Origin of the sequence: Telluria antibiotica, assembly GCF_011682055.1 — a bacterium.
GTDB lineage: Bacteria > Pseudomonadota > Gammaproteobacteria > Burkholderiales > Burkholderiaceae_D > Telluria > Telluria antibiotica.
Map to the genome: position 1 here is coordinate 191,662 of NZ_JAAQOM010000010.1, position 23,177 is coordinate 214,838.

22 protein-coding genes are annotated in these 23,177 nt (G+C 67.5%); 13 read left to right on the plus strand and 9 right to left on the minus strand.

The window, feature by feature from the left end; translation table 11 throughout:
• Position 1: 1 nt before the first annotated feature.
• Complete coding sequence (locus HAV22_RS17600; protein WP_166860772.1) at positions 2 to 922, minus strand: pseudouridine-5'-phosphate glycosidase; 921 nt, start codon at positions 920 to 922, stop codon at positions 2 to 4.
• 2 nt (positions 923 to 924) lie between these two features.
• Entirely contained in the window at positions 925 to 2,040 is a 1,116-nt protein-coding gene (locus HAV22_RS17605; RefSeq protein WP_166860774.1) for a carbohydrate kinase, read from the minus strand.
• A 217-nt stretch (positions 2,041 to 2,257) separates the two neighbouring features.
• On the opposite strand from HAV22_RS17605, the gene xapA reads away from it, so the two are divergent.
• The 7 genes from xapA (at position 2,258) to HAV22_RS17640 (ending at position 10,432) form a co-directional block, all read left to right on the plus strand.
• Positions 2,258 to 3,088: a xanthosine phosphorylase gene (gene xapA / locus HAV22_RS17610; RefSeq protein ID WP_166860905.1), complete on the plus strand. Its 831-nt coding sequence runs from the start codon at positions 2,258 to 2,260 to the stop codon at positions 3,086 to 3,088.
• 33 nt (positions 3,089 to 3,121) lie between these two features.
• The gene (locus HAV22_RS17615) at positions 3,122 to 4,315 is read left to right on the plus strand and encodes a phosphopentomutase (protein WP_166860776.1); all 1,194 of its coding nucleotides are present in this window, start codon (positions 3,122 to 3,124) and stop codon (positions 4,313 to 4,315) included.
• Positions 4,312 to 5,268, plus strand: coding sequence for a deoxyribose-phosphate aldolase (gene deoC / locus HAV22_RS17620; protein WP_166860778.1), 957 nt, complete (start codon positions 4,312 to 4,314; stop codon positions 5,266 to 5,268). Before HAV22_RS17615 ends, deoC begins: the two co-directional genes overlap by 4 nt.
• Positions 5,269 to 5,289: 21 nt before the next feature.
• Entirely contained in the window at positions 5,290 to 7,668 is a 2,379-nt protein-coding gene (locus tag HAV22_RS17625; protein WP_371869674.1) for an aldehyde dehydrogenase family protein, read from the plus strand.
• 170 nt (positions 7,669 to 7,838) lie between these two features.
• Positions 7,839 to 9,161: a thymidine phosphorylase gene (deoA, locus tag HAV22_RS17630; RefSeq protein ID WP_166860781.1), complete on the plus strand. Its 1,323-nt coding sequence runs from the start codon at positions 7,839 to 7,841 to the stop codon at positions 9,159 to 9,161.
• 9 nt (positions 9,162 to 9,170) lie between these two features.
• Positions 9,171 to 9,575, plus strand: coding sequence for a cytidine deaminase (locus tag HAV22_RS17635; protein WP_166860783.1), 405 nt, complete (start codon positions 9,171 to 9,173; stop codon positions 9,573 to 9,575).
• Positions 9,576 to 9,700: 125 nt separating this feature from the next.
• On the plus strand, positions 9,701 to 10,432 hold the full coding sequence (locus tag HAV22_RS17640) for a DUF2076 domain-containing protein (RefSeq protein WP_166860785.1): 732 nt from the start codon (positions 9,701 to 9,703) through the stop codon (positions 10,430 to 10,432).
• A 202-nt stretch (positions 10,433 to 10,634) separates the two neighbouring features.
• Here the strand turns inward: HAV22_RS17640 and HAV22_RS17645 are convergent, their stop codons facing one another.
• The 4 genes from HAV22_RS17645 to HAV22_RS30870 are packed head-to-tail and all read right to left on the minus strand — an operon-like array spanning position 10,635 to position 13,056.
• A complete protein-coding gene (locus tag HAV22_RS17645; RefSeq protein ID WP_166860787.1) occupies positions 10,635 to 11,069 on the minus strand; it encodes a VOC family protein in 435 nt (144 codons plus the stop codon).
• Between the two features lie 19 nt (positions 11,070 to 11,088).
• Positions 11,089 to 11,877 carry a LytR/AlgR family response regulator transcription factor gene (locus HAV22_RS17650; RefSeq protein WP_166860789.1) on the minus strand — a complete coding sequence of 263 codons (789 nt, stop codon included), beginning with the start codon at positions 11,875 to 11,877 and terminating at the stop codon, positions 11,089 to 11,091.
• The gene (locus HAV22_RS17655) at positions 11,874 to 12,764 is read right to left on the minus strand and encodes a sensor histidine kinase (protein WP_166860791.1); all 891 of its coding nucleotides are present in this window, start codon (positions 12,762 to 12,764) and stop codon (positions 11,874 to 11,876) included. Before HAV22_RS17655 ends, HAV22_RS17650 begins: the two co-directional genes overlap by 4 nt.
• A gap of 13 nt (positions 12,765 to 12,777) precedes the next feature.
• Positions 12,778 to 13,056 (minus strand): hypothetical protein, encoded by a 279-nt coding sequence (locus HAV22_RS30870; protein WP_208296243.1) that lies wholly within the window; start codon positions 13,054 to 13,056, stop codon positions 12,778 to 12,780.
• A 203-nt stretch (positions 13,057 to 13,259) separates the two neighbouring features.
• Between HAV22_RS30870 and HAV22_RS17665 the strand changes: the two genes are divergently transcribed.
• Both HAV22_RS17665 and HAV22_RS17670 read left to right on the plus strand, forming a co-directional pair.
• Positions 13,260 to 13,952 (plus strand): helix-turn-helix transcriptional regulator, encoded by a 693-nt coding sequence (locus HAV22_RS17665; protein ID WP_166860793.1) that lies wholly within the window; start codon positions 13,260 to 13,262, stop codon positions 13,950 to 13,952.
• A 71-nt stretch (positions 13,953 to 14,023) separates the two neighbouring features.
• The gene (locus HAV22_RS17670; RefSeq protein WP_166860795.1) at positions 14,024 to 14,641 is read left to right on the plus strand and encodes a glutathione S-transferase family protein; all 618 of its coding nucleotides are present in this window, start codon (positions 14,024 to 14,026) and stop codon (positions 14,639 to 14,641) included.
• A gap of 7 nt (positions 14,642 to 14,648) precedes the next feature.
• On the opposite strand, the gene HAV22_RS17675 is transcribed toward HAV22_RS17670, so the two are convergent.
• Genes HAV22_RS17675 through HAV22_RS17685 form a run of 3 tightly spaced genes read right to left on the minus strand, consistent with a single transcriptional unit; the run spans position 14,649 to position 17,262 of the window.
• Positions 14,649 to 15,200, minus strand: a complete 552-nt coding sequence (locus HAV22_RS17675) for a GNAT family N-acetyltransferase (protein WP_166860797.1) — start codon at positions 15,198 to 15,200, stop codon at positions 14,649 to 14,651.
• Positions 15,188 to 15,838: a TetR/AcrR family transcriptional regulator gene (locus tag HAV22_RS17680; RefSeq protein ID WP_166860799.1), complete on the minus strand. Its 651-nt coding sequence runs from the start codon at positions 15,836 to 15,838 to the stop codon at positions 15,188 to 15,190. The genes HAV22_RS17675 and HAV22_RS17680 overlap by 13 nt, the downstream gene beginning before the upstream one ends.
• The gene (locus HAV22_RS17685) at positions 15,835 to 17,262 is read right to left on the minus strand and encodes an aminotransferase-like domain-containing protein (RefSeq protein WP_166860801.1); all 1,428 of its coding nucleotides are present in this window, start codon (positions 17,260 to 17,262) and stop codon (positions 15,835 to 15,837) included. Before HAV22_RS17685 ends, HAV22_RS17680 begins: the two co-directional genes overlap by 4 nt.
• 270 nt (positions 17,263 to 17,532) lie before the next feature.
• Between HAV22_RS17685 and aptA the strand changes: the two genes are divergently transcribed.
• The 4 genes from aptA (at position 17,533) to preA (ending at position 23,087) form a co-directional block, all read left to right on the plus strand.
• Positions 17,533 to 18,849 carry an omega-aminotransferase AptA gene (aptA, locus tag HAV22_RS17690; RefSeq protein WP_166860803.1) on the plus strand — a complete coding sequence of 439 codons (1,317 nt, stop codon included), beginning with the start codon at positions 17,533 to 17,535 and terminating at the stop codon, positions 18,847 to 18,849.
• Between the two features lie 8 nt (positions 18,850 to 18,857).
• Entirely contained in the window at positions 18,858 to 20,351 is a 1,494-nt protein-coding gene (locus HAV22_RS17695; RefSeq protein ID WP_166860805.1) for a CoA-acylating methylmalonate-semialdehyde dehydrogenase, read from the plus strand.
• Between the two features lie 88 nt (positions 20,352 to 20,439).
• Positions 20,440 to 21,804: an NAD(P)-dependent oxidoreductase gene (locus tag HAV22_RS17700; protein ID WP_166860807.1), complete on the plus strand. Its 1,365-nt coding sequence runs from the start codon at positions 20,440 to 20,442 to the stop codon at positions 21,802 to 21,804.
• Positions 21,804 to 23,087 (plus strand): NAD-dependent dihydropyrimidine dehydrogenase subunit PreA, encoded by a 1,284-nt coding sequence (gene preA, locus HAV22_RS17705; RefSeq protein ID WP_166860808.1) that lies wholly within the window; start codon positions 21,804 to 21,806, stop codon positions 23,085 to 23,087. Before HAV22_RS17700 ends, preA begins: the two co-directional genes overlap by 1 nt.
• The last annotated feature ends 90 nt before the right edge of the window (positions 23,088 to 23,177 follow it).

Sequence of the window (23,177 nt, forward strand, 5' to 3'; positions counted from 1 at the left end):
CTCACACGTGGGCTGCCGCGTGCAGCGCCACCGCGAGGTGCGCGCCGACGAGCGCGTTGTTCTTCACGAGCGCGATGTTGGTGGCGAGGCTCCGGCCGCCCGTCAGGTCCTTGATGCGGGCGAGCAGGAAGGGCGTCACGGCCTTGCCCTTGACGCCTCGCGCGTCCGCCTCGCGCAGCGCCTGGGCGATGATGCCGTCGATCTCGTCGCTTTGCATCGCCGACTCCACCGGCACCGGATTGCTGACAACGACGCCGCCCGTGAGTCCCAGCTGCCACTTGGTGCGGATGAAGCGGGCCTGCTGCGCCGGCGTGTCGAGCTGGAAGTCGGCATTGAAACCCGATTCGCGCGTGAAGAAGGCGGGGAAGCCCGGCTGGCCCACGCTCACGACCGGCACGCCGTGCGTTTCCAGGTATTCCAGGGTAAGACCGATGTCGAGGATCGATTTCACGCCCGCGCACACGACCGCGACGTTCGTGCGTGCCAGTTCCTGCAGGTCGGCCGAGATGTCGAAGCTCGTCTCGGCGCCGCGGTGCACGCCGCCGATGCCGCCCGTGACGAACACCTCGATGCCGGCGAGGGCCGCGCAGATCATCGTCGCGGCCACCGTCGTCGCGCCCAGCTTCTTCTCGGCAAGCACGTACGCGAGGTCGCGCCGGCTGACCTTCAGCGCATCCTGCGCGTTGCCCAGCTGTTCGAGCTGCGCGTCGGCGAGGCCCACGCAGATCTTGCCGTCGATGAGGGCGATGGTGGCCGGCACCGCGCCCGCGTCGCGGATCACCTGTTCGACCTCGCGCGCCGTCTGCACGTTCTGCGGGTACGGCATGCCGTGCGAGATGATCGTCGACTCGAGCGCGACCACGGGCTTGCCGGCCGCGCGCGCGGCCGCCACTTCGGGGGAAAACTGGAGGAAGGCTTGCATGTTCAGTCCTGTGAAAGCAAAGGATGTTCGGTGGCGAGGCTGTCCGGCCCCAGGCCCGGGTGCACGGTTTCGGGCACGCCCAGGGTGAGCGACGACAGGTGCAGGCCGCGCCGGCACGCGAGCACGAGGTCGTCCGCGCCGTCGTCCTGCACGAGCGACCAGCAGACGGCCGCCGCGAACGCATCGCCGGCGCCCGTCACGTCGACGACGCTTGCCGCCGGCGCGGGCAGGTCGACGATGCCGTCGCCCGCGGTGACGAGCACGCCGCGCGCGCCGCGCGTGACGATCACGTCGCGCGCGCCCTGCGCCTGCACGTCGCGCATGGCGGCTCTGATCGCAGCGTCGTCCCGCAGCGCACGCTTGAGGTGGGCCGCCAGTTCGCCGGCGTTCAGGATCATGAGGCGCACGCCGGCGAGGTCCGATGGCAGGCGCGCCATCTTCGGTTCGGACACGGCCACCAGCACGAGCGGCGTGCCGGCGCGCCGCGCCTGCGCGGCGAGGGCGGCGACCGTCTCCTGCGGCAGGTTCAGGTCGGCCACGACGAGGCCCGCGCCCGCGAGCTGCGCCTGGCGCGCGTCGATGAACGCGGGCTCCATGCGGTCGTACAATGCCATGTCGGCGAGCGCGACGACCATCTCGCCGTCCCGGTCCAGCACGGCCGTGTACGTGCCGCTGCAGCAGCCTTCGAGGCGCAGCGCGCCGCGCACGTCGATGCCGAGGCTTTCCGCATGGGCGAGCAGGGCGGCGCCGGAGGAATCGGCCCCGATGGCCGTCAGCAGCGCGACCGTCGTGCCGAGGCGCGCGAGGTTTTCCGCGATGTTGCGCGCCACGCCGCCGAACGATTCGCCCAGGCTGGCCGGGTTCGACGTGCGCAGCGCGATAGCATCGACGGAACGGAGCTTGCGGTCGAGGTTCGCCGCGCCCACGCAGACGACGGGGCGGTGCACCGGCAGCACATAGGCGCGTCCCAGCAGCTTGCGCTCGCGGATCAGCCCCGCGATATAGCCGGCGACGGCCGAGCGCGACAGCCCCAGCTGGTTCGCGAGCTCCTGCTGCGAGATGAACGGGTTCGCGCGGATGGCCTCGTACAGCTGTTGTTTCTTTGAGGGTTCGGTCACGGTTCGAGATGGGATAAACTTTTGTTTTTCATCTTAAACATTTGTTTGGTCGTGGTCAACGCATCCGCATCCAGTCTAGCGCGAATTTATACCGTGAAGATATAAATCGACCAGAAAAATGGTATTTGCCATACCAATCGACAATCATGCATAGTTGCCACATTTCGGTGCGCCGCCGCGCCTCATCCTCGATCCGACCGCGACAATGACTACTCACCTGTTCAGCAATTCCCCCTTCGAAGCCGCCGACGTCATCCGCGCCCGCAAGCCGGGCTTCACGCCGCGCGTGGCCCTGATCCTCGGTTCCGGCCTCGGCGTGCTGGCCGACCAGATGACGGACGCGGTGTCGATCAGCTATGCCGACCTGCCGGGCTTCCCCATCAGCACCGTGCACGGCCACGCCGGCGAGCTGGTGCTGGGTACGCTGGCGGGCGTCCCCGTCGCGTGCATGAAGGGCCGCGGCCACTTCTACGAAGGCTACGGCCCGGGCGTGATGACGTCGGCCGTGCGCACCTTCAAACTGATCGGCTGCGAACTGCTGTTCGTGACGAATGCCGCGGGTTCGCTGCGGCCGGAAGTGGATGCGGGCAGCGTCGTCGTGCTGACGGACCACATCAACCTGCTGCCGGGGAGCCCGATGGCCGGCCCGAACGACGACCGCTTCGGCCCGCGCTTCTTCAGCATGGCCAACGCGTACGACGCCGGCATGCGCGACCTCGTCAAGGCGACGGCGGCCGAGAAGAGCATCACCGTGCACGAAGGCGTGTACCTGGCGTGCCCGGGCCCGAACTTCGAGACGGCCGCCGAGATCCGCGCATTCAAGGCGCTGGGTGCGGATGTCGTCGGCATGTCCGTCGTGCCCGAGGTGATCGCGGCGCGCCACTGCGGCCTGAAGGTCGCGGGCATGTCCGCCATCACCAACCTGGCCGAAGGCTTGACGTCGTTCCCGCTGTCGCACGAGCAGACGCTGAAGTATGCTGCCATTGCGGCGAAGGACATGGTCACGCTGATCCACGGCTTCGTCGAACGGCTGGGCAAGACGGCTTGAGTACGGGAACAAACGGAATAAGGAAGGGATAACATGTCACGCGCATTCATCCTCCTGCTGGACTCCTTCGGCCTGGGCGCCTTGCCCGACGCCGACAAATACGGCGACACGGGTGCCAACACGCTCGGCCATATCGCCAAGTGGGCGGCGGACGCCGGCACGCCGATGGCGCTGCCGAACCTGGAAGCCATCGGCCTCGGCGCCGCCGCGCACAAAGCGAGCGGCGCATGGCCCGCGGGCTTCGCAAAGCGCGACGGTTTCACGGGCGCCTGGGGCGTCGCGCGCGAGCGCTCGACCGGCAAGGACACGCAGAGCGGCCACTGGGAAATCGCCGGCGTGCCCGTGCTGTTCGACTGGGGCTACTTCCCGAAGACCGTCCCCACGTTCCCGCGAGAGCTGACCGACAAGCTGGCCGAGATCACGAAGGTGCCCGGCTGGCTCGGCAACTGCCACGCGTCCGGCACGACGATCATCACGGAGCTGGGCGACGAACACGTCGCGACGGGCAAGCCGATCATCTACACGTCGGCCGACTCCGTGATGCAGATCGCCGCGCACGAAGAACACTTCGGCCTCGAGCGCCTGTATCAAGTGTGCGAAGCGGCATATGAACTGGTCAAGCCGTACAACATCGGCCGCGTGATCGCGCGTCCGTTCACGGGCAGCAACGGCAACTACAAGCGCACGAGCAACCGCCACGACTACGCCGTGCCCCCGGTCGCCCCGACGTTGCTGGACCACGTGAAGGATGCCGGCGGCGAGGTGATCGCGCTGGGCAAGATCAGCGACATCTTCGCGGGCCAGGGCGTCACGCAACTGATCAAGGGCGCCGACAACATGGCGCTGTTCGACCGCCTGCTGGAAGTGACCGATACGGCGCCGGACAAGTCGCTGACGTTCGTGAACTTCGTCGACTTCGACATGCACTTCGGCCACCGCCGCGACGTCGCCGGTTATTCGAACGCGCTGCACGAGCTGGACGCGCGCCTGCCGGACTTCATCGCGAAGCTGAAAGAGGGCGACCTCGTCGTCATCACGGCCGACCACGGCTGCGACCCGACATGGCCCGGTTCCGACCACACGCGCGAACACATCCCGATGCTGTTCTTCGGCCCGGCCGCACCCGCGCGCGAGCTGCCCGTGTCCGACACGTTCTCCGACATCGGCGCCACCTTGGCGCACCACCTCGGCGTCAAACCTACTGCCAACGGAACTGCTTTGCTATGAGCCCGAACCTCGATTTCAAACGTAATACCGCGATCGAACTTGACCTGGGCTGGATCAACCACCTGAAGGTCAACCGCAACGCCGCCGACCGCCGCGCCGCGAGCCTCGCGAACCGCCGCACGGTCAAGAAGGAGTACCAGGCCGCGTGGCTGATCCGCGCCATCGAGTGCATCGACCTGACCACGTTGTCGGGTGACGACACGCCGGGCCGCGTCGAGCGCCTGTGCCGCAAGGCCATGCGCCCGCTGCGCGCGGACCTGATGCAGGCACTGGGCATCGACTCGCTGACGACGGGCGCCGTGTGCGTGTACCACGAGATGATCCAGCCGGCCGTGCACGTGCTGCAGGGCCGCTTGCCGATCGCCGCCGTGTCGACCGCATTTCCGGCCGGCCTGTCGAGCATGGAAACGAAGATCCGCGAGATCGAGCTGTCCGTCGCGGCCGGCGCCACCGAGATCGACATCGTCATCACGCGCCAGCACGTCCTGACGGGCAACTGGCAGGCGCTGTACGACGAGATGGTCGCGTACCGCCAGGCGTGCGGCGACGCGCACGTGAAAGCGATCCTCGCGACGGGCGATCTCGTCACATTGGAAAACGTAGCAAAAGCATCGTGGGTCTGCATGATGGCAGGCGCCGATTTCATCAAGACATCGACCGGCAAGGAAGGTGTGAACGCGACCATTCCCGTGTCGCTGGTGATGGTACGAGCGATCCGCGAGTACTATGAACGCACCGGCTACAAGGTCGGCTACAAGCCGGCCGGGGGTGTGTCCTCCGCCAAGACCGCACTGCAATACCTGACCGTGATGAAGGAAGAGCTGGGTAACGAATGGCTGCAACCGCATTTGTTCCGCATCGGTGCCTCCAGCCTCCTGACCGACATCGAGCGCCAGCTCGAGCATTACGTCACCGGCAGCTATTCCGCGGCACATCGCCACGCGCAACCTTGAACCGACAACGGATGATTCGCCATGCCCACAATTAAAGAGATTCTTCAGACTATGGATTACGGCCCCGCACCCGAGAGCACCAAGGAAGCGCAAGCGTGGCTGGAAGCCCATGGCCGCCGTTTCGGCCTGTTCGTCGACGGCGCCTGGACGGACGCAGCCGAGACGTTCGGTTCGTTCAACCCCGCCGACGGCAGCGAACTCGCGCAAGTGACGCAGGCGTCGCAGGCCGATATCGACCGCGCCGTCGACGCCGCGCGCCGCGCGCAGCCGGGCTGGGTCGCCCTGGGTGGCCACGGCCGCGCGAAAGTGCTGTATTCGCTGGCGCGCCTGCTGCAAAAGCACTCGCGCCTGTTCGCCGTGCTCGAGACGCTGGACAACGGCAAGACGATCCGCGAAACGCGCGACGCCGACCTGCCGCTGGCCGCCCGTCATTTCTATCACCACGCCGGCTGGGCCCAGCTGCAATCGGAAGAATTCGCGGACTACCGCGCCGTCGGCGTCGTCGGCCAGATCGTGCCGTGGAACTTCCCGCTGCTCATGTTGGCATGGAAGATCGCACCGGCGCTCGCGGCCGGCAACACGGTCGTGTTCAAGCCGGCCGAGTTCACTTCCTTGAGCGCGCTGCTGTTCGCCGAGATCTGCCAGCAGGCCGGCGTGCCGGCCGGCGTCGTCAACATCGTCACGGGCGATGGCCGCGTGGGCGAGGCGATCGTCAACCATCCCGGCATCGACAAGCTGGCGTTCACCGGCTCGACGGAAGTGGGCCGCATCATCCGCAAGGCCACGGCCGGCACGGGTAAAAAACTGTCGCTGGAACTGGGCGGCAAGTCGCCGTTCATCGTCTTCGACGACGCCGACCTCGATGCGGCCGTCGAAGGCCTCGTCGACTCGATCTGGTTCAACCAGGGCCAGGTCTGCTGCGCCGGCTCGCGCCTGCTCGTGCAGGAGAGCGTCTACCCGCGCTTCATCGAGAAGGTCAAGGCACGCATGCGCAACCTGCGCGTCGGCTCGCCGCTCGACAAATCGAACGACATCGGCGCCCTCGTCGACCCCGTGCAGCAGCAGCGCATCCACGGCCTCGTGGAATCGGCGCGCGCGGAAGGGTGCGAGATCTGGCAGCCGGAAGCCGAGACGCCGCAAGCCGGCGCCTGGTACTTGCCCACCTTGATCACGGGCGCATCGACGTCCGCCGTCGTCGCGCAGACGGAAATCTTCGGGCCCGTGCTCGTCGCGTCGAGCTTCCGCACGCCGGGCGAAGCCGTGCAGCTCGCGAACAACACCGTGTACGGCCTCGCGGCCTGCGTGTGGAGCGAGTCGATCAGCCTCGCGCTCGACGTCGCCCCGCAGATCAAGGCCGGCGTCGTGTGGATCAACACGGCGAACCAGTTCGATGCCGCATGTGGTTTCGGCGGTTACAAGGAATCCGGTTTCGGCCGCGAAGGCGGCAAGGAAGGCATGACGGAATACCTGGTGCCGCTGGCGGAAGATGCGCGTCCGGCAGCCCCGGTCATCGCGGAAAAAGGTAAGGTCAAGCTGGCCGCCGGCGACAGCCCGTTCGCGGTCGACCGCACGGCCAAGCTGTACATCGGCGGCAAGCAGGCGCGCCCGGACGGTGCGTACAGCCGCGCGATCATTGGCACGAACGGCGACTTCCTGGCCGACGTGGGCGAGGGCAACCGCAAGGACATCCGCAACGCCGTCGAGGCCGCGCACAAGGCGTCCGGCTGGGCGAAGGCCACGGCGCACAACCGCGCGCAAGTGCTGTACTACATCGCCGAGAACCTGGCGATCCGCGCCGACGAATTCGCCGCCCGCATCTTTGCGCAGACTGGCTCCAAGGATGCCGAAGGAGAAGTAAAAGCGTCAGTCGAGCGCCTGTTCTACTGGGCCGCATGGGCCGACAAGTACGACGGCCTCGCGCACCAGCCGCCGATGCACGGCATCACCGTCGCGCTGAACGAGCCGGTGGGCGTGATCGGCATCGTGTGCCCGAACGAGAACCCGCTGCTGGGCTTCATCTCGCTCGTGGCGCCCGCGCTGGCGCTGGGCAACCGCGTGATCGCGGTGCCGTCGGAAGCGCATCCGCTGTCCGCGCTGGATTTGTACCAAGTGCTCGACACGTCCGACCTGCCGGGCGGCGCGCTGAACATCGTCACGGGCAGCCACGACGAGCTGGCGCGGACGCTGGCGTCGCACTTCGACGTGGATGCCGTGTGGCGCCACGACGGTTCGGCCGAGGGCTGCGCGGAAGTGGAGAAGCTGTCGGCCGAGTCGCTGAAGCGCACGTGGACGGGAGGCGCCAAAGGGCGCGACTGGTTCGATGCGAAGCAGGCGGGCGGGCGTGCCGTTTTACAGCATGCGAGCCAGGTCAAGAACGTGTGGATTCCGTACGGCGTGTAAGTTTTTCGAATATATGGCGCGGCATGTGCCATCGTAGGGTGGGCACCCTGTGCCCACGCGTAACGCCAGCACAGAGCCGGCTTCCGCGTGGGCACGTTTTCATTTGAGGCCCCCGGCCTCAAATGCCCACCCTACGGCTTTATGAACCGATTGTTTAAAGCGAGAACGTTATGTTCCTCCCCCAAGAAATCGTCCGCAAAAAACGCGACGGCGGCACCCTGACCGCCGAAGAGATCCGTTTCTTCGTGCGCGGCATCCCCGATGGCAGCGTCACGGAAGGCCAGATCGCCGCGCTCGCGATGGCCGTCTACTTCAACGACATGACGATGGACGAGCGCGTCGCCTTCACGCTCGCGATGCGCGATTCCGGCCAGGTGATGGAATGGAAATCGCTGAACCTGCCGGGCCCCGTCGTCGACAAGCATTCGACGGGCGGCGTCGGCGACGTCGTCTCGCTGATGCTCGGCCCGATGATCGCCGCGTGCGGCGGCTACGTGCCGATGATTTCCGGCCGCGGCCTCGGCCACACGGGCGGCACACTCGACAAATTCGACTCGATCCCCGGCTATTGCACGGTGCCGGACCCCGACCTGTTCCGCAAGATCGTCAAGGACGTGGGCGTCGCCATCATCGGCCAGACCGCGCAACTGGCGCCGGCCGACAAGCGTTTCTACAGCATCCGCGACACGACGGCGACCGTCGAATCCGTCGCCATGATCACGGGCTCGATCCTGTCGAAGAAGCTGGCGGCGGGCCTCGATGCCCTCGTCATGGACGTTAAGGTCGGCAGCGGCGCGTTCATGCCGACGTATGACAAATCGGTCGAGCTGGCCGAGTCCATCGTCCACGTGGGCAATGGCGCGGGCACGCGCACGTCCGCGATCCTGACGGGCATGAACGAGTCGCTGTGCCCGGCGGCAGGCAATGCCGTCGAGGTGCGCGTCGCGATCGACTACCTCACCGGCGCGGCGCGTCCGGCCCGCCTGCACGAGGTGACGATGGCCCTGTGCGCCGAGATGCTCGTCATCTCCGGCCTCGCCGCGACCAGCGACGAAGCGCACGCGAAGCTGCAGCACGCGCTGGATTCGGGCGAGGCGGCCGAGCGCTTCGCGCGCATGGTCACGGCATTGGGCGGCCCGGCCGACCTGATGGAGAATCCCGATGCCCACCTCGCGAAAGCGCCGATCGTCGTGCCGGTGCCGGCGCTGGATGCCGGCTATGCGTACGCGACGGATTGCCGCGGCCTGGGCCTGGCCGTCGTCGGCCTGGGCGGCGGACGCATCCGTCCGCAAGACCCGATCGACTTCGCCGTCGGCCTGACGGACCTCGTCGAGCTGGGCACGAAGATCGAAGCGGGCCAGCCGCTCGCGCTCGTGCACGCGCGCACGCAGGACGCGGCCGAGCGCGCCGTGCGCGAAGTGCAGGCGGCGTACCGCATCGCGGCCGAACAGCCGGCCGCGCAGCCGATGATCTACAAGACCATCCGTCCGTAAGAGTCGAGCATGAAATACGCAAAACTGATCGAAGAAGCGCGCGCCGCGCGCGACGTCGCGTACACGCCGTATTCGCGCTTCAAGGTGGGCGCCGCGCTGGAAACGAAGGACGGCCGCGTGTTCCGCGGCTGTAACGTCGAGAATGCGTCCTACGGCCTGTGCAACTGCGCCGAGCGGACGGCATTCTTTTCCGCCATCGCCCACGGCTACACGCCGGGCGACTTCGCGGCGCTCGCCGTGATCGGCGACACGGATGGCCCCATCGCCCCGTGCGGCGCCTGCCGCCAGGTGATCCTGGAACTGGGCGGCAACGAGTTGCCCGTCGTGCTCGCGAATCTGAAGGGCGACGTGATGGAAACGACGGCTGCCGCGCAACTGCCGAACGCGTTCGGCGGCTGGGACCTCAAGCAGTAAGTCCACGCCGCACGGCGCACGGTTCAGCGCCGTTTAAGGCAGGCGGGCCGGGATGGTGTCAAACTTGAATTCAGGGACGGCCCCACAACATGGGGGCTATCCATCCATTCAAAGGAGCAGACGTCATGAGCCCGCAAGATTCGCAGATGTTGAACGACTTCCTGAACCAGCTGGTCCAGGCCCATGGCATCCAGAAGGATCCCGAGGCGGATGCCCTGATCCAGCGCGCGGTGGCCCAGCAGCCCGACGCTGCCTACCTGCTCGTGCAACGCGCGTTGCTGCTCGACCAGGCGCTGAAGAATGCGAAGCAGCGCATCGCCGGCCTGGAAAGCCAGCTCGACCAGCAACATGCCGGCCAGCAAGGCGGCGGACAATTCCTCGACGCCAATACCTGGGGCAATAGTGGCCGGTCGCAGCCGGCGCAGTCTTACCAGCGTGACGTCCAGCAACCGTATCAATCGCAGCCGCAAGCGCAACCGCAGTATCAGCCGCAATACCAGAGCGCGCCGTCGTCGGGCTTCCTGCGCGGAGGCCTCGGCAGCACGCTGGGCTCCATCGCCGCGACGGCGGCCGGCGTGGCGGCCGGCGGTTTCCTGTTCCAGGGCCTGGAAAACATGTTCGGCCACCACAGCGGCGGGAACCGCCTGCTGAACAGCGACGATCCCGCGAACAACCTGTTCAACGACCAGTCCGGCAGCTCGCTGGCGGAGCAGGCGGGCCTGGGGGACGTCGACCGCGTACTGGACAATGGCGCGTCGTCGGAGGGCTTGTTCGACAGCGGCGTCGACACCGACAACCTCGATAGCGGCCAGGGTTTCTTCGACGGCGATGGTTCGGACGAGGGCCTGTTCAGCTGACCGACGGCGTAACGCCAACGGACCGCGTACGTTCGCGTGGGCTCAGGGAGCCCACCCTACCACATCGTAACGTCAACGGGATGACACGTCATTGAACTGACATCGTCACGCTAACGGATCGCGTACGTCCGCGTGGGCACGGGGTGCCCACCCTACGTGGGTTCAAGTAGGGTGGGCTCCCTGAGCCCACGCGTAACGCCGCCTACCTGTTCGGCAAGAACAAATCGTCGGGCTTCCACGGATCGTACGTGCCGACGTTCCACACATGCCCTTCGAGGTCGCGGCACATGAAGCCGCGGCTGCCGAATTCCGTGTCGGCCGGTTCCTGCAGGATGACGGCGCCGGCGTTGCGAGCGCGCTCGCACACACGGTCGGCGTCGTTCACTTGCAGGTAGACGGTCTGCGTCTGGCGGCCACGGATCTCGTCCGGCTGCACGAGCACCTTGCCGTACTCTCCCTCGGTGCTGACGGACCCGAGCATGATCATGCCGTCGCCCAACGTGAGTTGCGCGTGGGCGATGGCGCCGTCGATGCCGGGCACGGCGACCTGGCAGGCAAAGCCGAAGACTTCGCACAGCCAGTCGATGGCGGCCGGGGTGTCGCGGTAGCGCAGGCAGGGGATGGCGATCGAGGGCATGGCGGGCTCCTTTCGGGATTCACATCTGCTGGAAAAGATAGCTGTGATTGCGGCTCACTTCAAGCTCGCCCGGCCAGCCGCGCATCTTCAACATCTGGCGCCCGCGCAAGTCGCGCTTGACCTCGGCGACGGCGTCCACGCGCACGAGCGTCGAGCGGTGGATGCGCCAGAACTCGTCCGGGTCGAGCTCGTCCAGCAATTCCTTCAGCGTCTTGCGGATCAGGAATTCCGCGCCGACGGTCTGCACGCGCGTGTATTTTTCGTCCGACTGGAAGAACAGGATCTCGCGCGTGCTCACCATGCGCAGGCTGGCGCCCACCTGGGCCTGGATCCAGCGCAGGTACGCCGGCTTCTCCGGCTTGCCGCGGTTTTCCAGCAAGGTCGTCAGCTTCGCCAGTTGCTGGCCGATGTCCTGCGGGGCGGCGGCCGCACCTTGCGCGCGCGTGCGCAGGCGCGCCTGCAGCCGGGCGCACGTGGTCGCGAGGCGTTCCGCCGACACGGGCTTCAGCAGATAGTCGAGCGCGCCCTGTTCGAACGCGTCCAGCGCGTACTGGTCGTAGGCGGTCGCGAACACGATGTGCGAGCGCTCGTACAGCCGCCGGGCCGCCTCGATGCCGGACAGGCCCGGCATGCGGATGTCGAGGAAGGCGATGTCGGGCCGCAGCTTCTCGCCCAGCTCGACGGCTTCCACGCCGTTCGCGGCCTCGGCCACGATCTGCAGGTCCGGCCACGCCTGCTCGAGGCGCGCGCGCAGCAGGTCGCGCATCGGGGCTTCGTCGTCGGCGATCAGGGCAGTAACCGGGTTCACGCGTCCTCCATCATTTTGTAAGGCAGCCGGATCGTGGCGCAGGCGCCGCCGCCCGGCGGCGTGCTGATGTCCAGCGAGGCGCTCGCGCCGTACAGCAGCGCGAGGCGCTCGCGGATGTTGGCGAGGCCCACGCCGTCGTCCGCGTGCGGGTCGATGCCGACGCCATCGTCGCACACTTCCACGTGCAGGTCCGCATCGACGACGTGGGCGCGCACGGCGACGGTACCGCCTTCGATCTTCGGTTCCAGGCCGTGCTTGATGGCGTTCTCGATCAGGGTCTGCAGCATCATCGGCGGGAACGGGGCGCTGCCGAGGAAGTCGGGCACGTCGAAGCGCACGTGCAGGCGCTCCTTCATCCGCGCTTGCATGATGGCCAGGTAGGCGCGCGACAGCTCGACCTGCTTGCCGAGCGTGGCGCCGCCGCGCTGGCGCATCTGCGGCAAGGTGGAGCGCAGGTAGTCGATCAGGTGGGCGTGCACGCGCGCCGCTTCCGGCGGGTCGGTCTCGATCAGCTGGCCGATCAGCGCCAGCGTGTTGAACAGGAAGTGCGGCTCGACCTGGGCCTGCAGCGCCGCCATCTGCGCCTCCATCAGGCGGCGTTCCAAAGTGGCCACGTTGGCCTGCGTCGTCGCTTCGCGCGCCATCAGCTCGGCGCGGCGCTTGCCGCCGGCCAGCACTTTCACGGCGAACGAGATGAAGATGTACCACAGCGCCGGCTCGGGCGTGTGCACGATGGCGAAGAAGACGAGGACGAAGAACCAGGTGAGGAACAGCTGGCGCCATCCGACGACGGCGAGCCAGTCGAAGAAGCGCCACCATACCTTGCTGGCTTCGTTGAAGGCGTCGCGAACGAAGTCGAGCACCTGGTTGATGTCGCTGGCGCGCATGGCGTCCTCCCGCTTATTGCTTGCCGTAGGGGTCGTCCAAGCCTTCCCGATGCGCGCGGCGGCGGTCGACGATGAACGCGCCCGCGATGACTTTGAGGCCCATGAACAGCACGAACAGGCACAGCGCGAGCGGCAGGATGCTGATCACGAAGGCGAGGGCGATGCAGCAGGCCAGCATGGCGGGCCACGGCATCGCGGCGATGGCGCGCGCGGCGCGGCGGCAGGCGTCGACGATGTCGCGGGCGAGGTCGTCCAGCGTGGCGCCGAAGCTGCGGGAATGGGTCCTGGTCATGATGACTCCTTGCGGTAACGTGTTGCGATGAGGTGTTGCGATGGAGTCACTCTACATCCGTCTCAGCAAGGTGGCTATGGCATGCCGACGAACTGCCGGAAATGCGGGATGACTGGTCGTGCGGCCGGATGGACGGGGCCGGTCCGTCGTACTATGATGTCGTCCGTGAAACTTTTCCACTTCCTGCCGAGACATCCGACGCCATGAGCCGCACCGGACGCCTGTTCCAGTTGATGGATGCCCTGCGCGGCCATCGCCGCCCCGTGACGGCCGCCACGCTGGCCGAACGCCTCGGCGTGTCCGAGCGCACCATCTACCGCGACATCCAGACGCTCGCCCAGCTGGGCGCCCCCGTCGACGGCTCGGCGGGCGTCGGCTACGTGCTGCGCACGGGGTTCTTCCTGCCGCCGCTGATGTTCGACGCGGACGAGCTGGAAGCCCTCGTGCTGGGCGCGCGCTGGGTGCGCCAGCAGGGCGATCCGGCGCTGTCCGACGCCGCCGACCGCACGCTGGCCAAGATCGCGACCGCGACGCCGCGCGACCTGCGCGACCACATGGCCGAGACGAGCCTGTGGGTGCCGGCGTTTCCCGCCGCAGTGCCGGTCGAGGCCTACATCCAGCCCACGCGCGAGGCGATCCGGCGCCAGTGCAAGCTGCGCATCGCCTACCGCGACGAGCGCGAGACGCCGACGGAACGCGTCGTGTGGCCGTTCGCGCTCGCCTTCTTCGAGGGCAAGCGCGTGATGGCCGCCTGGTGCGAGTTGCGCGACGCGATCCGCCACTTCCGCATGGACCGCATCGTCAGTGCCGAGGCGAGCACGGAACGCTATCCGGCACCGCGCCACCAGTTGCTGCGGCAGTGGCGCCAGGCGTACGACATCCCAGAGTACTCCTGACACTCCTGACAGGATTTGTCAGTATCCGGGCTTAACATGGTTTCATCTGCCAACCAGCCAGGAGACGACACATGCAGCTCTACTACAATCCGTACTCGTCCAATACCCGCCGCGTCCTGCTGGCGGCCGACCACCTCGGCGTCGACTTCGACCTCGTCAAGATCGACCTGGCCAGCCAGGACGACCGCCGCCGCCTCGGGGAGATCAACGACAACGGCAAGCTGCCCGTGCTCATCGACGGTGATTTCGTGTTGTGGGAATCGTGCGCGATCATGCAATACCTGGCCGACGGCACGCCGGGCCAGACCGTGTGGCCGCAGGAGCGCCGGGCGCGCGCGGACGTGAGCCGCTGGATGTTCTGGGCATGCCAGCATTTCGCGCCGGCCATCGGCGTGCTCACGTGGGAACACCTCTGGAAGAAATACGTCACGGGCCAGGACGCGGACCCGAAAGAAGTGGCGCGCGGCGAGGCCGACCTGGCGGAGGCGGCCCGCGTGCTGGACAAGCACCTGGCCACGCGCCGGTGGCTCGTCGGGGATGCCGTTTCTCTGGCCGACTACGCGGTCGTCGCGCCGCTCATGTACAAGGAGAAGGCGCGACTGCCGCTGGCCGACTATCCGCACCTGCTGGCCTGGTTCGAGCGCATCCAGGCACTGCCGGCGTGGCAGCGGACGGACCACGACTGGTGATCGTCGTCTAGCCGTTCCAGTGCCGGCGCAGCAGGCCGTAATAGACCGTATCGGCCGGCTCGCCCTGCACGATCCAGCGCTCGGGCATGAAGCCCTCTTGTTGAAACCCGAGCTTTTCCAGCACCCGCGCCGACGCCCCGTTGCGCGGGTCGACGTCGGCCTCGATGCGGTTCAGGTCGAGCGTGGTGAACCCGTAGTTCAACAGGGCGCGCAGCGCTTCGCTGACGTAGCGGCCACCCCAGTGGGCGCGCGCCAGCGCGTAGCCCACCTCGCAGCGCCGGCTCGCGTCGACGAAGCGGTGCAGGCTCACGCTGCCGATCAGTTCTCCCGTTTCGATCAATTCCATCCCCAGGCGCATGCCGCTGCCGTCCGCGTACGCGGCCTGCGCGGCGGCGATGTGCTCGCGCGCCTGGTCGAGCGACGTCCACGGACCGCTGCTCCAGTAGCGCGTCACCTCCGGATCGGAGAACACGGCGTAGTGGGCATCGACGTCGCGTTCATCCATCCAGCGCAGCTTCAGGCGCGGCGTGAACAATTCGATGGGGCTCAGGACTGGCATGGGGTCTCCTTCAGGCCGACGGCGGCGAGCACCATGCCCGTGATCAGGCGCTCGGCGTCGTCGAAATCGGATGGCAGCAGCTGCTCGCGGTCGAGCACGAGCGTCATCTGGGCGGCGAAGTCGGCGTACGACTGCGTCATGGCCCAGACGGCGAACAGCAGGTGGGTGGCGTTGACGGGTGCGATCTTGCCGTCCGCGATCCAGCGCTCGAACACGGCGATGTCGGCGCGCAGCAGCGGGATCACGCGGCGCCGGATCTGGTCGGCGTACAGCTTGGCGCCGCCGATCACTTCCATCGCGTACACGCGCGACGCGAGCGGCTGCTCGCGCGAGAACTGCAGCTTCGCGCGCACGTAGCCGCGCAGGACGTCGCCCGGCTCCTGCGTCGGGTCGGACAGGCTCGCCATGCGCGCGAGCCAGTCGTCCAGCACGTTGTCGAGCACCCGTTCGTACAAGGCCTGCTTGGTCGGGAAGTAGTACATCAGGTTCTGCTTCGACAGGCCCGCGCGCTCGGCGACCGTGGCGATCGACGTGCCTTCGTAGCCGCATTCGGCGAACTGCCGCACGGCTTCGCCCAGGATCGCGGCTTCGACCTTGTCGCGGTTGACGGCGCGGCGCTTGACGGTGGCGGTGGTCATGGCATATCTCCTTGGATCGAACGCAGGAAGTCGAGCAGCGCGGGCTCGTAGGCATAGGCGACGTTGAAGCGGAACCACGCGGTCGCGGGCGGCTGCAGCGCAAAGAATTCGCCCGGCGCCAGCAGGATGCCGGCCCGCAGCGCGCGCTCGGCGATGGCGCGGCCGTTGCGGCCCGGCTCCGGCCAGCCGGCGCTGACGAACATGCCGCCGCGCGGCCGCGCGAGCGGCGCGAGGCCGGCGTCGCCCAGGCGTTCGAGCGCCAGTTCGCGCGCGCCGTCCAGCTGCAGCACGAGGCGCTCGACCTGCTTGCGGTAGGCGCGGCTGCTGATGGCATCGTACACGGCGCGCTCGTTCACTTCCGACGTCGTCAGGCCCGTCAGCATTTTGACGCGCACGAGTTCCGGCATCAGGGAACCGGACGCGCAGATGGAGCCCACGCGCAGCACGGGCGACAGGGTCTTGGAAAAGCTGCCGATGCGGATCACGCGGCGCAGCCCGTCCATCGCGGCCAGCGACGAGTCGCCGCGCGCGGCCAGTTCGCGGTAGATGTCGTCTTCGACGAGCCAGAAATCGAATTGCTCGGACAGGGCCAGCAGCCGGTGCGCCTGCGCCTGCGACAGCGACGTGCCGAGGGGATTCTGCAGCACCGTGTTGACGAACATGAGCTTCGGCTGGCGCGCCTGCGCCTCGCGCGCGAGCACGTCCATGTCGAGGCCGTGCGCGCCGCGCGGAATGCCGACGGGGATGCAGCCATGGTGCCGCACGAGCGCAAGCAGGTTGCTGTAGCCGGGGTCTTCGACGAACACGACGTCGCCCGGCCGCGTCAGTGTGCGCAGCACGAGGTCGAATGCGTGCGTGGCGCCGTGCGTGAGCAGGATCTGCTCGGGCTCCACGGCGCACAGGTCGGCCGACAGCGTGGAGGCCAGATGCTGGCGCAGGCTGGGAAAGCCGAGCGGATGGCCGTAGCCGCGCAGGCGGCCCGCGGGGATCTTCATCGCGTGGCGCACGGCGTCGAGGATCGTCGATTCGCCATACCACTCGGGCGGCAGCCAGCCGGCGCCGACGGGCAGCGCGTCCGACTGGCCGGAATACAGGTCGGGCGTGAGCGTGTCGACGACGTTGGCGGAGACGGGCAGGGCGGCCGGTTGCGCGGGCGCCTCGCCGCGCGCGACGAAGAAGCCCGACCCGCGCCGCGACGACAACAGGCCCAGGTGCAGCAGGCGGTCGTACGATTCGACGACCGTGAACGTGGACACGCCGTTCACTTTTGCGAATTGTCGAACGGACGGCATCTTGGTCCCGGCCGGCAGGGTGCGCCGATTGACCATCTCGGCGATGGCCGCGACGATCTGGTCGACCAGGCTGCCGCGGCGCTGGCGGTCGATGGCCAGCACGGGCCATGCGCCACTGTCGTTCTTCTCCATTGTCTCCATTGCGATTCCATCGGCGCGACGCCGGCAACTGTACAGGCTATGCTACCAGTACGGTTGGGCGTTTTTGCAGATTGTGTATATGTGCCACTGTTGTCCTGCTGTCTATTATTGCATCATTGTTTTTGCCAGTTGGTAAATTTTGCATGTATCCGCGTGGGCTCGGGGAGCCCACCCTACGGATGAGCTTGTCGTAGGGTGGGCACCCTGTGCCCACGCGAACGCCAGCGTACCGCCGGCGATTGAATTCAAAAGGGGAGTCGCATGAACGAGTCTAGACCCGAATCGATGTCGTCCTTCTGGATGCCATTCACGAACAACCGCGACTTCAAGGCGCATCCGCGCCTGCTCGTCTCGGCCGAAGGGATGTATTACAAGGACGTCGACGGCAACGCCGTGCTGGACGGCACCGCGGGCCTGTGGTGCGTCCCGTGCGGCCATGCGCAGCCGAAGATCGTCGCGGCCGTGCGCGAGATGGTCGGCCAGCTCGACTTCGCACCCACGTTCCAGATGGGCCACCCGGCCGCGTTCGACCTGGCCGAACGCCTGATGGACTACACGAACCATAAATTCGGCCACGTGTTCTACACGAACTCCGGCTCGGAAAGCGTGGATACCGCGCTCAAGATGGCGCTCGCTTACCACAAGGCGCGCGGCGACGCGGGCCGCACGCGGCTGATCGGGCGCGAGCGCGGCTACCACGGCGTCGGCTTCGGCGGGCTGTCCGTCGGCGGCATCGGCCCGAACCGCAAGGCGTTCGGCCCGCTGCTGCCGGGCGTCGACCACCTGCCGCACACGCACAACCTGGCGAAGAACGCGTACTCGCGGGGCGAGCCGGAGCACGGCGCCGAGCTGGCGGACGAACTGGAACGCATCGTCGCGCTGCACGACCCGTCGACGATCGCCGCCGTCATCGTCGAACCCGTGGCCGGATCGACGGGCGTGCTGATCCCGCCGAAAGGCTATCTGAAGCGCCTGCGCGAGCTGTGCACGAAGCATGGCATCCTGTTGATTTTCGACGAAGTGATCACGGGCTTCGGCCGCCTGACGACGCCGTTCGCCGTCGACTACTTCGACGTCGAACCCGACATGATGACGACGGCGAAAGGCCTCACGAACGGCACCGTGCCGATGGGCGCCGTGTTCTCGAAAAAATTCATCCACGACGCGTTCATGGACGCGCCGGCCGGCATCGAGCTGTTCCACGGTTACACGTATTCCGGCCATCCGCTCGCGTGCGCCGCGTCGCTCGCCACGCTCGAGGTGTTCCAGGAGCAGGGCATCCTCGACCACGCGCGCGAGATCCAGCCGTACTGGGAAGACGCCGTGCACAGCCTGCGCGGCCTGCCGCACGTGATCGACATCCGCACCATCGGCCTCGTCGCCGGCATCGAACTGGCGAGCATCCCCGGCAAGGTGGGCGCGCGCGCGTTCGCCGCGTTCAAGCAGGCCTTCGCCGACGGCATCCTGATCCGCACGACGGGCGACATCATCGCCTTGTCGCCGCCGCTCGTGCTGGAGAAGAAGCACATCGACGAATTGTTCGGCAAACTGGCCACCGTCCTCAAGAACCTCGACTGAAAGCGACCATGGAAACGATCCACCATTTCATCAACGGCAGCGCGCACGGCGGCACCGGCGGACGCCACGCCGACGTCTACAACCCGGCATTGGGCGAGCCCTGCGCGCGCGTTCTGCTTGCGAGCGGTGACGACGTCGACGCGGCCGTCGCCGCCGCGAGCGCGGCGTTCCCCGCCTGGGCCGCAACGCCACCGCTGGCGCGCGCCCGCGTGCTGTTCACCTACCTGCAGCTGTGTCAGCGCCACGTGGACGAATTCGCGGCGATGGTCGTGCGCGAGCACGGCAAGACGTTCGCCGATGCGAAAGGCGAAGTCGCACGCGGGATCGAAGTCGTCGAGTTCGCCGTCGGCATCCCGCAGCTGCTGAAGGGCGAGTTCACGGACCAGATCGCGCGCGGCATCGACGCGTGGTCGATGCGCCAGCCGCTGGGCGTCGTCGCCGGCATCACGCCATTCAACTTCCCCGTGATGGTGCCGATGTGGATGTTCCCCGTCGCCATCGCGTGCGGCAACACGTTCGTGCTGAAACCATCCGAGCGCGATCCGTCTGCGTCGCTGCTGCATGCAAAGCTGCTCAAGGAAGCGGGCCTGCCGGACGGCGTGTTCAACGTCGTGCAGGGTGACAAAACGGCCGTCGACGCGCTGCTCGACCATCCGGACATCCAGGCCGTCAGCTTCGTCGGCTCGACGCCGATCGCCGAATACATCTATGCGCGCGGCTCCGCAGCCGGCAAGCGCGTGCAGGCGCTGGGCGGCGCGAAGAACCACATGGTCGTGATGCCGGACGCCGACATGGACATGGCCGTCGACGCGCTGATCGGCGCCGCGTACGGTTCGGCCGGCGAGCGCTGCATGGCGATCTCGGTGGCCGTCGCCGTCGGCGACGCGGGCGATGCGCTCGTCGCGCGGCTGGCCGAACGCACGCGCGCCTTGAAGATCGCGGATGGCATGACGGACGGCGCCGAGATGGGACCGGTCGTCACCCAGGCGGCCAAGCAGCGCATCGAAAAACTGATCGGCGAAGGCGTGGAGCAGGGCGCGACGCTCGTCGTCGACGGCCGCGGCTTCAAGGTGCCCGGCCGCGACAACGGCTTCTTCGTCGGCGGCACCTTGTTCGACCACGTGCAGCCGTCGATGTCGATCTACCGCGAAGAAATCTTCGGCCCCGTGCTGTGCGTGGTGCGCCAGCCGGACGTTGGTAGCGCGCTGGAGCTCATCAACCGCAACGAGTACGGCAACGGCGTCGCCGTGTTCACGCGCGACGGCGGCGTGGCGCGCGAATTCGTGCGGCAGGTGCAGGTGGGCATGGTCGGCGTGAACGTGCCGCTGCCCGTGCCGATGGCGTTCAGCAGCTTCGGCGGCTGGAAGAAAAGCCTGTTCGGCGACCACCACGCGTACGGGCCGGAAGGCGTGCGCTTTTACACGCGGCACAAGGCCGTCATGCAGCGGTGGCCGAACACGGCAAGCAGCGGGGCGGAGTTCGCGTTTCCGCAGATGAAATAACGGACACGAACCGTTGATTTGGACGTAGGGTGGGCACCCCGTGCCCACGCGAACGCCGGCATGACGCATACATAAAAAGGGATGCCAAATGATCGAGTCACTCCACCACCTGCCGCACGCGGCCGGCACGCACGACGCGTTGTCCGAGCACTTCACGGACCTCGCGCCGCCGCTGACGGCGCGCCAGGCCGCCATCGAAAGCGCCCGCTGCCTGTACTGCTACGACGCGCCGTGCACCCGCGCGTGTCCGACGGGCATCGACGTGGCGAGCTTCATCCGCAACATCCACGACGGTAACGTCGAGGGCGCGGCCGTCAACATCCTCAAGCAGAACATCTTCGGCGGCGCGTGCTCCCGCGTCTGCCCGACGGAGATCCTGTGCGAGGACGCTTGCGTGCGTAATCACGATGCCGAGGGCCAGCCGGTGAAGATCGGCCTGCTGCAGCGCCACGCCATCGACAACGCGCACTTCACCAGCCACCCGTTCCAGCGCGCGCCGGCGACGGGCAAGACGATCGCGGTCGTGGGCGCCGGTCCGGCCGGCCTGTCGTGCGCGCACCGGCTGGCGATGCTGGGTCACGACGTCGTCGTGTTCGAGGCACGCGACAAGGCCGGAGGTCTCAACGAATACGGCATCGCGAAATACAAGCTGCCCGGCGACTTCGCCCGGCAGGAAGTCGACTTCCTCCTGTCGATCGGCGGGATCGAGATCCAGCATGGCCGCACCCTCGGCAGCAACCTGCACCTGCAGGACCTGCACACGCGCTACGACGCCGTGTTCCTCGGCCTGGGCCTCGGCGCCAGCCGCCGCCTCGGCCTCACGGGCGAGGACGCGCCGGGCCTGATGGCCGCCGTCGACTACATTGCCACGCTGCGCCAGGCGCAAGACCTCACCGCGCTCCCGGTGCCGCGGCGCGCCGTCGTGATCGGTGCCGGCAATACGGCGGTCGACATGGCCGTGCAGATCGGCCGGCTCGGCGCGGACGAGGTGACGCTCGTGTACCGCCGCGGCGTCGATGCGATGAGCGCGACGGGTCACGAGATCGAGATCGCGAAAATGAACGGCGTGCGCATCCGCACGTGGGCAGCGCCGCATGAGGTCCTGCTGGACGACGGGGGGCGCGTGCGCGGCATGCGCTTCGAGGAGACACGGCTGGAAGACGGCCGCCTCGCCGGCACCGGCACGTTCGTCGACATCGCGGCCGACGCCGTATTCAAGGCGATCGGCCAGCACATGGACAACGATGCGCTGTCCGACCCCCTTGCGCGCGAACTGGAACGCGCGGGCGACAAGATCAACGTGGACGCTCGCTTCCGCACCAGGCTGCCGGGCGTGTACGCGGGCGGCGACTGCGTGGCGCCGGGGCAGGACCTGACGGTGCAGGCCGTCCAGCACGGCAAGCTGGCCGCGCTGGCGATCCATGACGACATCCTTTCCAAAACGGAGGCATGATGGCCGACCTGAGCATCGATTTTTGCGGCATCAAGTCGCCGAACCCTTTCTGGCTGGCGTCCGCACCGCCGACCGACAAGGCCTATAACGTCGTGCGCGCGTTCGAGGCCGGGTGGGGCGGCGTCGTGTGGAAGACGCTCGGCGAAGACCCGCCCGCCGTCAACGTGTCGTCGCGCTACTCCGCGCTGCATGGCAAGAACCGTGAAGTCATCGGCTTCAACAACATCGAGCTGATCACGGACCGCAGCCTGGAAATCAACCTGCGCGAGATCACCGCGGTCAAGAAGGCGTGGCCCGACCGCGCGCTGGTCGTGTCGATGATGCTGCCGTGCGAGGAAGCGCCGTGGCGCGAGATCCTGCCGCTCGTCGAGGCGACGGGCGCGGACGGGATCGAACTGAATTTCGGCTGCCCGCACGGCATGCCGGAGCGCGGCATGGGCGCCGCGGTGGGGCAGCAGCCCGACCTGATCGAGCAGGTCACGCGCTGGTGCAAGACGTACACGCGGCTGCCGGTGATCGTGAAACTCACGCCCAACATCACGGACGTGCGCGCCCCCGCGCGTGCGGCGCTCGCGGGCGGGGCGGATGCCGTCTCCCTGATCAACACGATCAATTCGATCACGCACCTGGACCTCGACCGCATGGTGGCGTTCCCCGCCGTCGGCAACGCGAGCACGCACGGCGGCTATTGCGGCACGGCGGTGAAACCGATCGCGTTGAACATGGTGGCCGAGATCGCGCGCGATCCGATGACGAAGGGCTTGCCGATCTCCGGCATCGGCGGCATTGGCAACTGGCGCGACGCGGCCGAGTTCATCGCACTGGGCGCCGGATCGGTGCAAGTGTGCACCGCCGCGATGCTGCACGGCTTCCGTATCGTCGAGGAGATGAAGGACGGCCTGTCGCGCTGGATGGACAGCAAGGGGTACGACAACATCGCCGCGTTCTCGCGCAAGGCCGTGCCGAACACGACGGACTGGAAATACCTGGACATGAATTACCAGGTCATCGCGCACATCGACCAGGACAAGTGTATCCAGTGCGGCCGCTGCCACGTCGCGTGCGAGGACACGTCGCACCAGGCGATCGCGCGGCTGGTCGACGGCAATGCGCGCAAATACGAGGTGATCGAGCCGGAGTGCGTCGGGTGCAACCTGTGCGAGATCACCTGTCCGGTCGAGGGCTGCATCACGATGGTGCCGCAGCAGACGGGCAAGCCGTACATGAACTGGACGCAGGACCCACGGAATCCGCGGGCGGAGGTAACATTGGACGAGGCGTAAGGCGGTAGCCGTAGGGTGGGCACCCTGTGCCCACCACGCATTGCCGAAACGCGTGCATTTGGTGGGCACGGGGTGCCCACCCTACGGTGG

Bases quoted from the DNA above. Each gene is read 5' to 3' on its own strand.
- HAV22_RS17665 (WP_166860793.1), top strand. From the start codon at position 13,260: ATGAGCCGCACCGGACGCCTGTTCCAGTTGATGGATGCCCTGCGCGGC.
- HAV22_RS17625 (WP_371869674.1), top strand. From the start codon at position 5,290: ATGCCCACAATTAAAGAGATTCTTCAGACTATGGATTACGGCCCCGCA.
- preA (WP_166860808.1), top strand. From the start codon at position 21,804: ATGGCCGACCTGAGCATCGATTTTTGCGGCATCAAGTCGCCGAACCCT.
- aptA (WP_166860803.1), top strand. From the start codon at position 17,533: ATGAACGAGTCTAGACCCGAATCGATGTCGTCCTTCTGGATGCCATTC.
- HAV22_RS30870 (WP_208296243.1), bottom strand. From the start codon at position 13,056: ATGACCAGGACCCATTCCCGCAGCTTCGGCGCCACGCTGGACGACCTC.
- HAV22_RS17645 (WP_166860787.1), bottom strand. From the start codon at position 11,069: ATGCCCTCGATCGCCATCCCCTGCCTGCGCTACCGCGACACCCCGGCC.
- HAV22_RS17655 (WP_166860791.1), bottom strand. From the start codon at position 12,764: ATGCGCGCCAGCGACATCAACCAGGTGCTCGACTTCGTTCGCGACGCC.
- HAV22_RS17675 (WP_166860797.1), bottom strand. From the start codon at position 15,200: ATGCCAGTCCTGAGCCCCATCGAATTGTTCACGCCGCGCCTGAAGCTG.
- HAV22_RS17640 (WP_166860785.1), top strand. From the start codon at position 9,701: ATGAGCCCGCAAGATTCGCAGATGTTGAACGACTTCCTGAACCAGCTG.
- deoC (WP_166860778.1), top strand. From the start codon at position 4,312: ATGAGCCCGAACCTCGATTTCAAACGTAATACCGCGATCGAACTTGAC.
- HAV22_RS17670 (WP_166860795.1), top strand. From the start codon at position 14,024: ATGCAGCTCTACTACAATCCGTACTCGTCCAATACCCGCCGCGTCCTG.
- HAV22_RS17680 (WP_166860799.1), bottom strand. From the start codon at position 15,838: ATGACCACCGCCACCGTCAAGCGCCGCGCCGTCAACCGCGACAAGGTC.
- HAV22_RS17695 (WP_166860805.1), top strand. From the start codon at position 18,858: ATGGAAACGATCCACCATTTCATCAACGGCAGCGCGCACGGCGGCACC.
- HAV22_RS17700 (WP_166860807.1), top strand. From the start codon at position 20,440: ATGATCGAGTCACTCCACCACCTGCCGCACGCGGCCGGCACGCACGAC.
- HAV22_RS17615 (WP_166860776.1), top strand. From the start codon at position 3,122: ATGTCACGCGCATTCATCCTCCTGCTGGACTCCTTCGGCCTGGGCGCC.
- HAV22_RS17685 (WP_166860801.1), bottom strand. From the start codon at position 17,262: ATGGAGAAGAACGACAGTGGCGCATGGCCCGTGCTGGCCATCGACCGC.
- HAV22_RS17635 (WP_166860783.1), top strand. From the start codon at position 9,171: ATGAAATACGCAAAACTGATCGAAGAAGCGCGCGCCGCGCGCGACGTC.
- deoA (WP_166860781.1), top strand. From the start codon at position 7,839: ATGTTCCTCCCCCAAGAAATCGTCCGCAAAAAACGCGACGGCGGCACC.
- HAV22_RS17600 (WP_166860772.1), bottom strand. From the start codon at position 922: ATGCAAGCCTTCCTCCAGTTTTCCCCCGAAGTGGCGGCCGCGCGCGCG.